The following is a 12,622-nucleotide window of genomic DNA, read 5'->3' as shown; positions in this document are numbered from 1 at the left end:
CCCGACCCGGTGAATCTGCTGCGGCTGGGCAGCGCACTACGTCAGTTGCTGCGGAAGGCGGTGCGCAGGGTGCGAATGGCCTGCTCCACCGCGGCAGTTGTGGCCTGCGTGGGCCGGAGGGGGTTGAGCATCATGAAGTCGTGCAGGGTGCCGTTGTAGCGGATGCTCGTGGTGGGGACGCCGGCCTGGGTCAGCTTGCGGGCGTACGCCTCGCCCTCGTCCCGCAGCACGTCGTTCTCGTCGACCATGACGAGCGCCGGCGGCAGCCCGCGCAGCTCCTCCAGGCTCGCCCGCAGCGGCGAGGCGGTGATCTCCGCCCGCTGGGCGGGATCGGTGGTGTAGCAGTCCCAGAACCAGGCCATGCCCTTGGCCGTGAGGAAGGGCCCGTCGGCGAACTCCCGGTAGCTGTCGGTGTCCTGGGCCGCGTCCGTGACGGGGTAGTACAGCGACTGGTGCAGGAAGGTCACGTCGCCGCGGCGCTTGGCCATGTGAGCCAGTGCGGCCGTCATGTTGCCGCCGACGGAGTCACCGGCCACGACCAGCCGGGAGCCGTCCAAGCCCGCCTCGGCGCCCTTTGCGGTGATCCACTGAGCGGTCGCGTAACCCTGCTCGATGGCGACCGGGTACTTGGCCTCCGGCGAACGGTCGTACTCGACGAAAGCGACGGCGGCATCCGCGCCGACGGCCAGCTCGCGCACCAGACGATCGTGGGTGCCGGCATTGCCGAGGACCCAGCCGCCGCCGTGCATGTAGAGAACGACCGGCAGCGCGCCCTGGCTGCCGACGGGCTTGACGATACGTACCCGCACGTCGCCGACCCCGGTCTGCACCGTGATCCACTTCTCCTCGACGTCCGGCTTCTCGACAGGCGCCGCCTGGAGGTCGTCCAGGACCTTCCGGGCGCCCTCCGGGCCGAGTTCGTACAGGTAGGGCGGATTGGCCGTCGCGTCCGCGAGTTCCTGCGCTTCAGGCTCAAGAATCGGCTCAGTCATTGCTGCGCTCCTTGGGTGGGTGGTGGGCTTTTTGCCCGCTTTAACCCATATGACAGGGAGCCTGCCCAAGGTGTGACAGGCGTCGCGTGGAAGGCGACGCCCACTCGGCTCGTCGACGGTCCGTCGGGTGGGAGGGGGGTGTCGACCGGGGGCCGCTGTTCGGGTCGGGGTTCCTGCCCGCGCGGCGCGTTCTCGCGGGCCCGGGTCGGCAGGTGGCGCAGGATGCGGGGCATGTTTGCCGGTTTCATGGCCCGGGTGGTCGAGCTGCTGTCGGGCCGGCAGGGGCGTTCGCTGCATGTGAGGGCGGCCGCAGCCGCGACGGTCGTCCTCGGGGTCGTGATCCTGGTGGGTTCGAGCCTGGTCGTGTCCGCCGAGCGGGGTGCGCCCGGGGCGCGGCTGACCACGTATCCGCGGGCGTTGTGGTGGTCGGTGGAGACCGCGACGACGGTCGGGTACGGCGACTTCTATCCGGTGACGTTGTGGGGGCGGCTGATCGCGGTGGTGGTGATGGTCGTCGGGATCACGGCTTACGGGATGGTCACCGCGGCCCTGGCCACCTGGTTCGTGGGGCGGGACGAGGAACGCCGGCACCGCCGCATGCACGAGGCCGAGCAAGCGGTGGAGCAGACGTACGCAGAGGTGACCCACGCGGTGCACGAGCGTTTCGACCGTCTCGAGCGAATGCTGGAGGGTGGCGGCAGGACGCCGTGACTCCTACGAGGAGCTTCACCCGCGGCTGAACCAACTGGCCCGCCGGGACTCGGGCATCAGGACTCAGGCATGCGGGGTGGGCCGATAGATGAGCTCCTGGATGTGGCCGTCCAGCGTCCGGTTCTCGATCAGCTCGAGGTCGAAGTCGGCTGCACCGTGGAAGATCGGGTCCAGCCCGGTCCGGCCGGTGATCACCGGGAAGAGCGTCACCTGGACGCGGTCGACCAGACCGGCGGCCATCAGCGCCCGGTTCATCGACAGGCTGCCGTGCGAGCGCAACGGTACGTCCGACTCCTCCTTGAGCCGGGCGACGATGTCGACGGCGTCGCCGCTCGCGACGGTCGCGTCCGGCCAGTCGAGGGGTTCTTCCAGGGTGGTCGAAACGACCGTCGCCGGCATGTTCCTCATCCGCGTGACCCATGGGTCACGCACCTCGGACTCCTCGGTGCTCGACGCCAACATCTGCGCGAACAAGCGATATGTGTTGGCCCCGAAGACCATCCGCTGCTCCTCGCCGTACAGGGCGAGGCGGTGGTCGAGGAGCTCGGGGCCTTGCTTCCCCCAGTAGCCGGTCCAGTCACCGCCGGCGGCGCCGTATCCGTCGAGGCTGGAAAAGACGTCGAAGGTGTAGGTCGCGGTCATGGTGCTCTCCTCGAGTGCGGTTGATCGCCTGCTGGAAATACAGACCGGCAACCACGGCGGGACTCATCGCAGCACCTCGGATTGACGGATTCACGTTCACTCCCGCCGGGCAGTGAGGGGAGTGAATGTCATGAGCACGACTACCCTTCCCCCACGAGGAGGTCGATCATGCACGTACGTAGGCTGACCGGCGGCCTGGCCGCTGCCTGTGTGGTGTCGCTGTCCCTGATGGGCGGCCAGGCCGTGGCCGGTCCGCTCGACGAGACGGGCGCCCCCCTGGCCGCCCGTGTCCTCACCTACGACGCCGGCGGCTCCGCGGAGTTCAGGAGCGCCGTCGACCGGGGCGCGGCGATCTGGAACGAGAGTGTCGACGCCGTCGAGCTGCGGCCGGCCGGCGCCGGGCAGCGCGCGAACATACGGGTCCTCGCGGACAACGGCTGGCCGCGCGCCCTGCCCACCAGCCTGGGCAACGGAACCGTCTACATCGGGCGCCAGGCCGTCGACCAGGGCTACGACACGATCCGCATCTCCGCCCACGAACTCGGGCACATCCTGGGCCTGCCCGACCGTAAGCCCGGACCGTGCTCGAGCCTGATGTCCGGGTCCAGCGCCGGCACCGCATGCACGAACCCGTACCCGGACGCGGCGGAGAAGGGGGAGGTGGAGGGGAACTTCGGCGGTGTGCTCGTCGGGCGGGCCCCGGCGGCGGATGCTGAGCTGATCGTGGACTGACACGTACCGCACCACGCATGAGCAAAACGAGCCCGCCCGGTGCCCTGCTGGCACCGGGCGGGCTCGAAATCTGCCCGACCTGCAGCCGGAAGCCCGCCCTCGTGCTCGTCCTGAGGCGGGGCGCCCCCTCGGCGGGCCCGGCGACCAGGTGGGCGACGGATACGGCGGCACTGGCCGAGCCCGTCATGGCCGCCTGACCCTGACCGTCCGTACCGAAGGCCTCGTGCCCGATCCCGTCCGCCGCCTCCTCCGCCGACCGCGCGTGCGGGGCCGGAGCGATGCGGGGATCCTACGAATGGGGCGGCCTGCCGCCGCGTCGGCCTTGGCTCGGGCCGCGCTCCGGACCGTCGCCACGACCCGGTGACCGAGATGCCCTGGAGGCGGAGATGACGTTGAACCGGCTCGGCCTGGTCGTGCATGGCGGACGTCCGGAGGCCGTGGAGGCTGCTCGGGTGGTTCGTGCGTGGTGTGCGGAGCACGCCGTGGGATGCACGGACATCGACGTGTGGGGCGAGGGCGGGCGGCGCAGTGCCCGTGCGGAGGTCGAGGCCGCGGGCAATCCCGACCTCGTCGTCACCCTGGGCGGAGACGGCACCTTCCTGCGCGGCGCCCGGATGGCCGCGCAGAACGACGCCCTGGTCCTGGGCGTCGATCTCGGCCGGGTGGGCTTCCTGACGGAGGTGCCGGCCTCAGGGGTGCGTTCCGCGCTGGACGCGGTGCGCGAGGACCGGCTCAGGATGGACACGCGGATGCTGCTCGCCCTGCGCGCCTCCTGCCGGCTGAAGGTACCGGCGGGTCTGGAGGAGTGGGTGCGGTACGGCCGCGGTCCGCTCCTGCCGCCGCCCCCGGTGCGCCCGGACTGCGAGGTCAACGACGAGTGGGGCATCCCCCTCGACGTGACCGCCCTCAACGACGTCGTACTGGAGAAGCTGGCCAGGGACCGCCAGGTGTCGGTCGGCGTGTACGTCTCCGGCCGGCTCCTGGCCGCCTACTCCGCCGACGCGCTGCTGGTGGCCACCCCGACCGGCTCGACCGCCTACAGCTTCGCCGCCGGCGGACCCGTCGTCTCACCGCGGGCCGAGGCCCTCGTCTTCACGCCGGTCGCCCCGCACATGGCGTTCGACCGGTCGATCGTCACGGCCCCCGACGAGCCCGTCGGACTGCGCGTCCTCGAGCGGTCGGGACCGGCCGCCGTCAGCATCGACGGGCAGGTGCGGGGCGTTCTGGACCCGGGGGACTGGATCGGTGTGTACGCGGCGCCGCGCCGGCTGCGCGCCGTCCGGCTCGGCCCGATGGACTTCTACGGCCGGCTGCGCGAGCGGATGAACCTGACCGACGCCCCGGCCGCCGTCGCCGACGGGAGTCCGGCGCCTCTCTGGTCGGTGAGCACGCCCCCGCCCGGCGACCTCGCCCATCTGGCACTGCTGGGGGTTCCTGATGATCCGGCCTCCGTTCTGTGACAGCCGCGCCGACCGGGCGGCCTCGTCGCCGGGCCCCGTCCTCCGCACCTGGGTCATTCCCCCGGCCCGCCCGCCGAAATGCCGACTGGCCCCGCGCAGGAAGGCACCTGCACGGGGCGTCGGCGGGTTGGTGCGGGCGTCAGGCGCAGAGCACGCGCGTCTCCGGCGTGAAGACCGGGCCGCCGCTGGTGTTCGTCGCGTCGCTGAACTCGGCGTAGTAGTACGAGTAGAAGCCGATGTTGCCGTTGCAGCCCGAGTCGGCGGCGACCTGGAGGGTCAGCGTGACCGTGCGGCTCTGCCCGGGCGGGATGGTGGCGCCGTAGTTCTGGCCGAGGTTGCTGGGCCCGGTGCCGGCGCAGGGCGTGCTGCCGGCGGCCGTGGTGAGGGCGCAGCCCGTGAAGCTGTACTTCAGGTCGGGGCGCTGTGTGGTGAGCCAGGTCGGCTCGATCGTCTGGTAGACGAACAGGACGTCGTACGTCTTGTTGTTGGTCAGCGTCATCGAGAGTTGCACCGTGCCGCCGGGTGTCGTGGTGGCGGAGTCGGCGGTGAACGTCAGGGCGGCCGGTGCGGGGTCGGCGCTCGCGCTGGGGGCCAGACCGAACACGGCGAGCAGGAGACCCAGGACGGCGGTGAGACCCAGGCGTCTCATACGTGGTGATCGCATGGCCCGGGAGGCTAGGCATCCGGGCCGCACGGCGTCTGCCCCGCGAAGGTCGTTCCTGTCGCCGACAGGCCGAATGTGTGTCCTATGTGACGAGTGTGCGACGGATGTGTGAAGCCCCTGCTGGGGGTGCATTTGCGCACGGCACGGGGCGGGAGGGGCCGCCTGTGGGGAGTGGCGCGGTGCGCGTCGCCCACGAGGTGCCTGATGCCGATATTGGCGTGATTCCGGATGTGCCGGGTGCCGTGACATGTCGCCCGGTGCGGAGATTCTCGGGCATTCGTCGATTTCCGGCCTCGGCGGACACTGACGGTATGACCCGCACTCTCGTGGACCCGTACTCCGTCCCGGACGAACTGCGTCCCTACCTCCAGGAGGTCGTCCAGCGCACGCACGCCCTGTGCGGATCTGACCTGGTGAGCGTCATCGCCGTCGGCTCCGTCGCGCTCGGTGACTACCGGCACGGACGCAGCGACGTCGACGTGACGGTGGTCGTGGACGGCACCGCCCCCGGCCCAGTCGTCCCCGAACTGGCCGCCGCACTCGCCCACCCCGCCCTGCCCTGCCCCGCGGCGGGACTGGAGCTCGTGGTCTACGACCGGAACTTCACGGCCCGGCCCTCCGGCGAGGCCGGCTACCTGCTGGACATCAACACCGGACCGCTCCTGCCCGAACGGGCCAGCGTCGACCCGTCGGAGTCGCCGGCGTTCTGGTACGTCATCGACCGTTCCGTCGCTCACCAAGCCGGACGCGTGCTGTACGGCAGGCCGGCGCGGGAGGTGATCGCCGAGCCCGCACGCGCCGACGTGCTCACCGCACTCCGTGCCTCGGTCCGTGAGCACAGCAGCGGCGAAGGGCATCTCGCTGACAACCGGGTCCTCAACGGATGCCGCTCCGTTCAGTTCTGCCGTACGGGCCGCTGGCAGGCCAAACGCCGGGCGGCTGAGGCGGTCGCGGCATCCGAGGAACGCTTCCGTCCGCTCCTGCGGGCCGCACTGCACAGCTACGAGCGCCCCTCCCGCACCGCCGCGACCACGCTGCCCACCACCGACGTACACACCTTCTTGGCCTGGGTGGCCGAACGCGTCGACGAGTCGTCCGACGCGGACCGGAGGGGGTAGCGGCGCCCGCCCCGAACCTCAGTCCCCTGGACGAGCAGGGTCAGGCCCGGCCGTCCCGGCGGTACCCAGAGCGAGCCGGGACCCCTCCATCTTTCTGAGCAGCGTCAACCCCTGAGTGGCCCGCGGGCGCACCGCGGCCGGGCCGGCCGGGCTCACGGCAGCAGACGCTGTTCCTTCGCGACCGCCACCGCGCCTGCCCGGGTGTCGACGCGGAGCTTGTCGTAGATGCGGCGCAGGTGGGTCTTGACGGTGGCCTCGCTGATGAACAGGGCGCGGGCGATGTCGCGGTTGCCGATGCCGCGGGCGAGCTGGGTGAGGATGTCACGTTCGCGGTCGGTGAGGGTGGGGCGGGGCCGGCGGAGGTTGGCCATGACGCGGCCCGCGACCGGCGCGGACAGGGCGGGGCGGCCCTCGGCGGCGGCGTGGATCGCGGCGAAGAGTTCGTCGGGGCGCTCGGCCTTGAGCAGATAGCCGGTGGCGCCCGCCTCGATGGCGCGGGTGATGTCGGCGTCGGTGTCGTAGGTGGTCAGGACCAGGACGTGGGGCGAGGAGGCGCCGGGCGTCGAGGTCAGGCGGCGGGTGGTTTCCACGCCGTCAATGCCTTCGCCCAGTTGCAGATCCATCAGCACCACGTCCGGCGCGAGTTTCGCGGCCAGTGCGAGCGCCTCCTCGCCGGTGCCGGCCTCCCCGACGACCTCGATGTCCGGGGCGCTGTCGAGCAGCGCGAGCAGTCCGGCCCGTACGACGGCGTGGTCGTCGCAGACCAGGATGCGTACGGCAGCTCGGGCGGGGGTCATCGGGGCGCCTCCAGGGGAACAGCCGCGGACAGGACGGTGCCCGCGCCGGGCGCGGAGTCGACGGTCAGGGTCCCGCCGAGCGCGCGCAGCCGGGCCCGCATGGCGGGCAGTCCGTGGCCGCGTCCGTCGGCGGGGAAGTCGGGCAGCGTCGCCGGGTCGAAGCCGTGGCCGTCGTCGGAGACGTCCAGGACGACCTCGTCGTCGAGGAGGGTCAGGGTGAGGGCGGCGCTGTCGGCCGAGGCGTGCTCGCGGACATTGGCCAGGGCGCCCTGGGCGATGCGCAGCAGGGCGGACTGGACCCGGTCGGGCAGCTGAGGGAGGCGCTCGGCACCGTCGACGTGGACGCGTACGGTGAGGTCGGTCCCGGATTCCCGCCCGGCCAGGGTGCGCAGGGCCTGGTCGAGGCCACTGCCGGTGAGGTCGGCGGGGGCCAGGTCGTGTACGAAGCGCCGGGCCTCGGCGAGGTTGTGCGCGGCGACGGACGCGGCGGTGCGTACATGGCCGCGGGCCTTGTCCGGCTCGGTGTCCCACACCCGGTCCGCCGCCTGCAACAGCATCTGCTGGCTGGACAGCCCCTGGGCGAGCGTGTCGTGGATCTCCATGGAGAGCCGCTGGCGCTCGGCGAGAGTACCTTCGCGGCGTTCGGAGGCGGCGAGTTCGTGGCGGGTGCGGATCAGGTCGTCGATCAGGACGCGCTGGCGCGCGGTGTGCCGTTCCATCTGCAGGAACACGGCGGTCGCGAGGGCTGCGACGGCGGGTGGCGCGAGGACCAGGTTCGGGTCGAAGCGGCCCGCGAGCTGCACCTGCGCGGCGACGACGAACACCGTCAGGACGGCCACGAGAACCAGCGCCGCGCGGGCCGGCAGCGTGCGCAGGCCGGTGTAGAAGAGCGGCACCGCGCACCAGGCGAAGCTGGGCGCCAGCACGACCAGGACCATCCACACCACGACGACCAGCGCCAGCCACGCCGAGTGCCTCCACGTGGGTTGGGGGCGCGTGTCGCCGGTCCTCGGCCCCAGCAGCTGCAAGGCGGCGAGCACGACGCACAGCGCGATGATCCACGGCGTCCGCGGTTCGCCGGGATGACGCAGCACGAACCGGGCCAGCGCTCCGCCGAGCAGCAGGAAGAACGCCGCGTGCATCACGACGCCGAGCCACCGGGTGTCCACGGTGCTCGGTTCGTACGACCGGTTCGGCATCCGGGGTCCGCCTCCTCTCCTGCTCGCGCCCGCTGAACTGGGCAAACACCTCCATTGTGACCCGGTGCCCGGGCCCGGCAGGTCAACCGATCGGATGACCCCGGTGTCGTCCGTCGCGCTGCCCCCAGGCAGCCGGAACGTCGACGGTCCGGGCCCTGTTTCGGGCCGAGGGTGGAGAGCGGACGAAGCGGGGCGGCAACCGGGCCGCCCGCCCACCGAAGGAGTGGACCGACCCATGAACCCCGTGCACAAGAAGTTCTCCCGCCGCGCTCGCGTCGCCACCGGCGGTGCCGTGCTCGCCGTCGTCGCCCTGGCGGGCTTCGGTGCCGTGTCCGCGAACGCCTCGGCGCCTGCCGCGACGCCCGCGACGGCCACCTCGGCCGGCGCCCCGGCCCGGGCCACCACCACCTCCACCCACCTGACGATCGACGCCGCCACCAAGGCGGCGCAGGCCGCGCTCGACGCCGCCGAGAAGGAGAACCAGCGCGTCACGGTCGCCGTCGTCGACCGCAACGGCAACACCCTCGTCACCCTGCGCGGCGACGGCGCCGGTCCGCAGTCCTACGAGTCCGCCGAGCGCAAGGCGTACACCGCGGTCTCCTGGAACGCCCCCACCTCCCAGCTGGCCGAGCGCCTGGAGCAGGCCCCGAACCTGAAGGACATCCCCGGCACCCTGTTCCTCGCGGGCGGCGTCCCCGTCACCGCGGGCAACGCGCCGATCGCCGGAATCGGTGTCGCGGGCGCTCCGTCCGGCGCGCTGGACGAGAAGTTCGCGCAGGCGGGGGCCAACTCGGTGACTCGCTGACATCCGGACCGCTTCACGTGCCGCTGCCGAGCACTCCGGCAGTGAACTTCGCCAGCTGTTCGCGCAGTTCCTCGCGCGGCACCGCCTTCTGACCGGCCAGGTATGCGACGAGGTCGGCCCGGGTGGCGGCGAGCAGCGCGTGGGCGGTGAAGTCGCTGCCGGACAGGCCAGGGACGCGCTCCAGTAGGTCGCGGAGCAGAGCGTGCCAGCGGTCGTAGTGGTCCGTGCTGTAGGGGCTGTCCGAGCCGGATGTCTCCAGGGCCAGTGCGAGATGCCGGTTGTCGAGCTTGAAGCACAGGACGGCGTCGAGTAGGGCCGGCACGCGCTCAAGCGGCGGCGTGTCCGGGCCCAGCGGCGCAGGGCCCTCTTCCACGGCGACCCTCAGGGGCTCGAGTCGCGCGGTCACCAGCGCGTGGATCAGGCCTGTGCGGTCGCCGAATGCGCGGAAGAGGGTCCCCTTGCCGACGCCGGCCGCTGCCGCGATGTCGGCCATGGTGACCTCGTCGGGGCTCCGGCATTCGGCGAACAGGGTGTCGGCGGCCGTGAAGGCGGCCGCCCGGTTGCGGGCCGCGTCCTTGCGGGGCTTGCGTTCGGCCATGGGGGTCGGCATGGGGCTCCTCCGTTGCTCCTCCGCTTGCAATGCGGACCGACGGTCCGTATCGTTCCCGGAAGAAGCGGACCGCTGGTCCGTATCGTACGGGAGGGCAAGCCCATGCACGCAACCACCTCACCGGCAGATCTGTACCGTCACAGCCTGCGGCTGCTGCTGGACAAGGACATTCCCGCCTGGGTCGGCCTGTGGGCCGACGACGGTGTCATGGAGTTCCCCTTCGCGCCCCCGGACTGGCCCGAGCGGTTGGAGGGCCGGGAGGCCGTCGCCGCCTACATGCGCGACTACCCGGACCACATCGACCTCCACGGCTTCCCCGACCTGCGGATACACGAGACGACCGACGCCGGGACCATCGTGGTCGAGATGCGCGGGGTGGGCCGTATGGTCGAGACCGGAGGCCCCTTCGACATGACCTACATCGCCGTTGTGACCGTTCAGGACGGGCGTTTCACCTCCTACCGCGACTACTGGAACCCCCTCGCGGTCCAGGCACCCGGCGCCGACTTCACCGGGAGCAGCGCCCGATGACCGTCCCCCGCACCACCCTGGTCATCGGCGCCACCGGCACCACGGGCAGCCGTACCGCCGCACAGCTCATCGCCGCCGGCCACCGCGTGAAGGCCGCGAGCCGTCGCGCCACTCCGCTGCCGGGCACGGCACCGGTCCGCTTCGACTGGTACGACCCCGCCGGCTTCGGCGACGCCCTCACCGGGGCCGACAGCGTCTACCTGGTGCCTCCGGTCGGCGATCCGGACCCGGCCGCTGTCATGCTGCCCTTCCTGCGAAAGGCCCGCGCCGGCGGTGTGGAGCGTGCCGTACTGCTGAGCTCCTCGGCCATCCCCGAGGGCGGCCCGGCAGTGGGCGCGGTGCACCGGGCCCTGCCCGACCTGTTCGACGAGTGGGCGGTGCTGCGGCCCTCGTGGTTCATGCAGAACTTCACCGGCACGCACGCCCACGCCGACAGCATCCGCGAGCACGGCGTCATCCGCACCGCCGCCGGGAGCGGCCGGGTCGGCTTCGTCGACGCCGACGACATCGCCGCCGTCGCCGTACGGGCCCTGACCGACGACCGCGCCCCCGACACGGACCTGATCCTGACCGGGCCGGAGGCACTCAGTCACGACGACATCGCCGCGATCGTCACCCAGGTCACCGGCCGCCCCGTCACCCACGACCGCCTGACCTACGACGACATGCGTGACCGTCTCGCCGCGGTGATCCCGCCGGAGTTCGCCACGATGCTCGCGGGCATGGACCGCGCCATCGCCGGGGGGGCGGAGGACCGGACCACCGACACCGTCCTGCGCCTGACCGGCCGCCTGCCGAACGGGTTCCCGGTGGTCGCGGCACGGGAGCTGACAGCGACGCATCCCTGAACCTTCCACAGCGCCCCCGAACAGCCCCGTCGTGCCGGTACGGTCACCCGCCCCGCGGGGAAGGATGACCCTCATGGCGAGCATCGTCGTACTGGGTGCCGCGCTCGGCGGCCTGCAGACCGCTCTGCTGTTGGCCGCGGACGGCCATCAGGTGACCGTGCTGGAACGCGACCCGCATCCCCCGCCGTCGGAGCCGGACGTGGCGTGGGCGCAGTGGCATCGCCCCGGCGTCCCACAGCTGCGCCTCACTCACCTCCCGCTCGCCCGTTGGCTTCAACTGGCCGAGGCGCACCTGCCGGGCCTGGTCGGGCAGATGACGGCGGCGGGGGCCGTCCGCATGAACGCGCTGGCGCCCGAACCGGGGCTGCGCGGGGGCCTGTCGGCCGCCGACGCGCGCTTCGACACGCTGGCCGCCCGGCGGTGCCTGCTCGAGTACGTCACCACGCGCGCGGCCGAGGCCGCCGGTGTCCGCATCGAGCGGGGCGTGGCGTGCCGGGGCCTGCGGAGCGGGCCGGGTGGCGGACGCGGCGTCGGCCGTTCCGTGCCCCACTCGCGCGTACCGCATGTCACCGGCGTGGAGACGAGCGCGGGACCACGGACCGCCGATCTCGTCGTGGACTGCACCGGGCGCCGTTCGCCGCTGCCCTCCTGGCTGCGTGACATCGGCGTACCGGGCCCGGTCGAGAAAACGGGGCGGCGCGGATTCACCTACCACTGCCGCTACTTCCGGTCGGCCGACGGCGCCCTGCCCGCGAGTACGTTCCCTCTGATTGAGGAGCACGGTTCCCTCGGCCTTCTCCGCATCCCGGCCGACCACGGCACCTACTCACTCGGCCTCATCAGCCGCAGCGACGACCACGAACTGCGTCGGCTGCTGCGCCACGAACGCGCCTGGTCGGCCGCCGTGCGCCTGTTCCCCGGCGCGGACGCCTGGCTGGAGGGCGGATCCCTCACCGATGGGGTCCGGATCATGGCCGGACTCACGGACCGCAAGCGGACCCTGTACGACGCCGAAGTCCCCCTCGTCACCGGGCTGGTGGCCGTCGGGGACGCGTGGGCGGTCACCGTGCCGAGCATCGGCCGCGGACTGGCGATGAGCCTCCAGCACAGTGTGATGCTGCGTGACGTCCTCCGGCAGAACGGCACCGGTGACCCGGTCGGCCTCGTCAACGCCTTCGGCCGAGCGACGCGCGAAGGTCTGGAGCCGGTGTACCGGCAGAGCACCTCCTACACCCGTCACCGCCTGGCCGAGATGGACGCACACGCGGCCGGCCACCACTACCGGCACCCCGACTGGGACCGGGCGAGGGCACTGACGCTGCTCGCCGGCCGCGACTCCGACGCGCTGCGGGCGGAGCGGGCCGGGGCCCACCTCCTGCCCGGTGCGGGGGAGGAGATGAGCGCTCCGGCCCTGGTGGAGGCGGTGACGCGGGCCGTGGCGGAGGTCGAGCAGCGTATGCCACCGGGCCCTTCGCGGTCGGAGGTCCTCGACGCCATCAGCGTGTAGCGCCCA

General features: G+C 72.2%; 15 protein-coding genes. 9 read left to right on the top strand and 6 right to left on the bottom strand.

Annotated features, from left to right (window positions below; translation table 11 throughout):
- Nucleotides 1-41 precede the first annotated feature (41 nt).
- Nucleotides 42-992, bottom strand: a complete 951-nt coding sequence (locus ACZ7M7_RS30545; RefSeq protein WP_472122270.1) for an alpha/beta hydrolase — start codon at nucleotides 990-992, stop codon at nucleotides 42-44.
- Between the two features lie 231 nt (nucleotides 993-1,223).
- Here ACZ7M7_RS30545 and ACZ7M7_RS30540 point away from each other — a divergent pair, with 231 nt between their 5' ends.
- Complete coding sequence (locus ACZ7M7_RS30540) at nucleotides 1,224-1,703, top strand: potassium channel family protein (protein ID WP_383598116.1); 480 nt, start codon at nucleotides 1,224-1,226, stop codon at nucleotides 1,701-1,703.
- Nucleotides 1,704-1,766: 63 nt separating this feature from the next.
- Here the strand turns inward: ACZ7M7_RS30540 and ACZ7M7_RS30535 are convergent, their stop codons facing one another.
- Nucleotides 1,767-2,345, bottom strand: a complete 579-nt coding sequence (locus tag ACZ7M7_RS30535) for a dihydrofolate reductase family protein (protein ID WP_383598113.1) — start codon at nucleotides 2,343-2,345, stop codon at nucleotides 1,767-1,769.
- A gap of 168 nt (nucleotides 2,346-2,513) precedes the next feature.
- Here ACZ7M7_RS30535 and ACZ7M7_RS30530 point away from each other — a divergent pair, with 168 nt between their 5' ends.
- The 3 genes from ACZ7M7_RS30530 (at nucleotide 2,514) to ACZ7M7_RS30520 (ending at nucleotide 4,537) form a co-directional block, all read left to right on the top strand.
- Nucleotides 2,514-3,077, top strand: coding sequence for a snapalysin family zinc-dependent metalloprotease (locus ACZ7M7_RS30530; protein WP_472122265.1), 564 nt, complete (start codon nucleotides 2,514-2,516; stop codon nucleotides 3,075-3,077).
- Between the two features lie 17 nt (nucleotides 3,078-3,094).
- Nucleotides 3,095-3,274 carry a hypothetical protein gene (locus ACZ7M7_RS30525; protein ID WP_472122262.1) on the top strand — a complete coding sequence of 60 codons (180 nt, stop codon included), beginning with the start codon at nucleotides 3,095-3,097 and terminating at the stop codon, nucleotides 3,272-3,274.
- Nucleotides 3,275-3,463: 189 nt separating this feature from the next.
- A complete protein-coding gene (locus ACZ7M7_RS30520; RefSeq protein WP_472122259.1) occupies nucleotides 3,464-4,537 on the top strand; it encodes an NAD(+)/NADH kinase in 1,074 nt (357 codons plus the stop codon).
- Between the two features lie 139 nt (nucleotides 4,538-4,676).
- On the opposite strand, the gene ACZ7M7_RS30515 is transcribed toward ACZ7M7_RS30520, so the two are convergent.
- Entirely contained in the window at nucleotides 4,677-5,186 is a 510-nt protein-coding gene (locus ACZ7M7_RS30515) for a COG1361 family protein (RefSeq protein WP_383598101.1), read from the bottom strand.
- 326 nt (nucleotides 5,187-5,512) lie between these two features.
- Here ACZ7M7_RS30515 and ACZ7M7_RS30510 point away from each other — a divergent pair, with 326 nt between their 5' ends.
- Entirely contained in the window at nucleotides 5,513-6,319 is an 807-nt protein-coding gene (locus tag ACZ7M7_RS30510) for an aminoglycoside adenylyltransferase domain-containing protein (protein ID WP_383626038.1), read from the top strand.
- Nucleotides 6,320-6,471: 152 nt separating this feature from the next.
- Here the strand turns inward: ACZ7M7_RS30510 and ACZ7M7_RS30505 are convergent, their stop codons facing one another.
- A complete protein-coding gene (locus tag ACZ7M7_RS30505) occupies nucleotides 6,472-7,116 on the bottom strand; it encodes a response regulator (RefSeq protein WP_472122255.1) in 645 nt (214 codons plus the stop codon).
- Nucleotides 7,113-8,315, bottom strand: coding sequence for a sensor histidine kinase (locus ACZ7M7_RS30500; RefSeq protein ID WP_472122252.1), 1,203 nt, complete (start codon nucleotides 8,313-8,315; stop codon nucleotides 7,113-7,115). Before ACZ7M7_RS30500 ends, ACZ7M7_RS30505 begins: the two co-directional genes overlap by 4 nt.
- Before the next feature lie 235 nt (nucleotides 8,316-8,550).
- On the opposite strand from ACZ7M7_RS30500, the gene ACZ7M7_RS30495 reads away from it, so the two are divergent.
- The gene (locus ACZ7M7_RS30495; RefSeq protein WP_383598089.1) at nucleotides 8,551-9,120 is read left to right on the top strand and encodes a GlcG/HbpS family heme-binding protein; all 570 of its coding nucleotides are present in this window, start codon (nucleotides 8,551-8,553) and stop codon (nucleotides 9,118-9,120) included.
- A gap of 13 nt (nucleotides 9,121-9,133) precedes the next feature.
- On the opposite strand, the gene ACZ7M7_RS30490 is transcribed toward ACZ7M7_RS30495, so the two are convergent.
- Complete coding sequence (locus ACZ7M7_RS30490; RefSeq protein ID WP_451166635.1) at nucleotides 9,134-9,718, bottom strand: TetR/AcrR family transcriptional regulator; 585 nt, start codon at nucleotides 9,716-9,718, stop codon at nucleotides 9,134-9,136.
- A gap of 114 nt (nucleotides 9,719-9,832) precedes the next feature.
- Between ACZ7M7_RS30490 and ACZ7M7_RS30485 the strand changes: the two genes are divergently transcribed.
- From ACZ7M7_RS30485 to ACZ7M7_RS30475, 3 genes are all read left to right on the top strand, one after another.
- A complete protein-coding gene (locus ACZ7M7_RS30485) occupies nucleotides 9,833-10,261 on the top strand; it encodes a nuclear transport factor 2 family protein (RefSeq protein ID WP_383598086.1) in 429 nt (142 codons plus the stop codon).
- On the top strand, nucleotides 10,258-11,109 hold the full coding sequence (locus tag ACZ7M7_RS30480; RefSeq protein WP_472122248.1) for an NmrA family NAD(P)-binding protein: 852 nt from the start codon (nucleotides 10,258-10,260) through the stop codon (nucleotides 11,107-11,109). The genes ACZ7M7_RS30485 and ACZ7M7_RS30480 overlap by 4 nt, the downstream gene beginning before the upstream one ends.
- 73 nt (nucleotides 11,110-11,182) lie before the next feature.
- Nucleotides 11,183-12,616 carry an FAD-binding oxidoreductase/lyase gene (locus ACZ7M7_RS30475; RefSeq protein ID WP_472122245.1) on the top strand — a complete coding sequence of 478 codons (1,434 nt, stop codon included), beginning with the start codon at nucleotides 11,183-11,185 and terminating at the stop codon, nucleotides 12,614-12,616.
- Nucleotides 12,617-12,622 lie beyond the last annotated feature (6 nt).

The sequence above is a fragment of the Streptomyces sp. NPDC111606 genome (assembly GCF_055656945.1).
The sequence above is the reverse complement of the archived record's forward strand: the minus strand, read 5'-3'. Positions and strand labels throughout refer to the sequence as shown.

What these genes read in the sequence shown, in the direction of transcription:
- ACZ7M7_RS30490 (WP_451166635.1), bottom strand. Translation starts at nt 9,718, where the DNA reads ATGGCCGAACGCAAGCCCCGCAAGGACGCGGCCCGCAACCGGGCGGCC.
- ACZ7M7_RS30510 (WP_383626038.1), top strand. Translation starts at nt 5,513, where the DNA reads ATGACCCGCACTCTCGTGGACCCGTACTCCGTCCCGGACGAACTGCGT.
- ACZ7M7_RS30480 (WP_472122248.1), top strand. Translation starts at nt 10,258, where the DNA reads ATGACCGTCCCCCGCACCACCCTGGTCATCGGCGCCACCGGCACCACG.
- ACZ7M7_RS30525 (WP_472122262.1), top strand. Translation starts at nt 3,095, where the DNA reads ATGAGCAAAACGAGCCCGCCCGGTGCCCTGCTGGCACCGGGCGGGCTC.
- ACZ7M7_RS30545 (WP_472122270.1), bottom strand. Translation starts at nt 992, where the DNA reads ATGACTGAGCCGATTCTTGAGCCTGAAGCGCAGGAACTCGCGGACGCG.
- ACZ7M7_RS30495 (WP_383598089.1), top strand. Translation starts at nt 8,551, where the DNA reads ATGAACCCCGTGCACAAGAAGTTCTCCCGCCGCGCTCGCGTCGCCACC.
- ACZ7M7_RS30505 (WP_472122255.1), bottom strand. Translation starts at nt 7,116, where the DNA reads ATGACCCCCGCCCGAGCTGCCGTACGCATCCTGGTCTGCGACGACCAC.
- ACZ7M7_RS30540 (WP_383598116.1), top strand. Translation starts at nt 1,224, where the DNA reads ATGTTTGCCGGTTTCATGGCCCGGGTGGTCGAGCTGCTGTCGGGCCGG.
- ACZ7M7_RS30500 (WP_472122252.1), bottom strand. Translation starts at nt 8,315, where the DNA reads ATGCCGAACCGGTCGTACGAACCGAGCACCGTGGACACCCGGTGGCTC.
- ACZ7M7_RS30535 (WP_383598113.1), bottom strand. Translation starts at nt 2,345, where the DNA reads ATGACCGCGACCTACACCTTCGACGTCTTTTCCAGCCTCGACGGATAC.
- ACZ7M7_RS30485 (WP_383598086.1), top strand. Translation starts at nt 9,833, where the DNA reads ATGCACGCAACCACCTCACCGGCAGATCTGTACCGTCACAGCCTGCGG.
- ACZ7M7_RS30515 (WP_383598101.1), bottom strand. Translation starts at nt 5,186, where the DNA reads ATGAGACGCCTGGGTCTCACCGCCGTCCTGGGTCTCCTGCTCGCCGTG.
- ACZ7M7_RS30475 (WP_472122245.1), top strand. Translation starts at nt 11,183, where the DNA reads ATGGCGAGCATCGTCGTACTGGGTGCCGCGCTCGGCGGCCTGCAGACC.
- ACZ7M7_RS30530 (WP_472122265.1), top strand. Translation starts at nt 2,514, where the DNA reads ATGCACGTACGTAGGCTGACCGGCGGCCTGGCCGCTGCCTGTGTGGTG.
- ACZ7M7_RS30520 (WP_472122259.1), top strand. Translation starts at nt 3,464, where the DNA reads ATGACGTTGAACCGGCTCGGCCTGGTCGTGCATGGCGGACGTCCGGAG.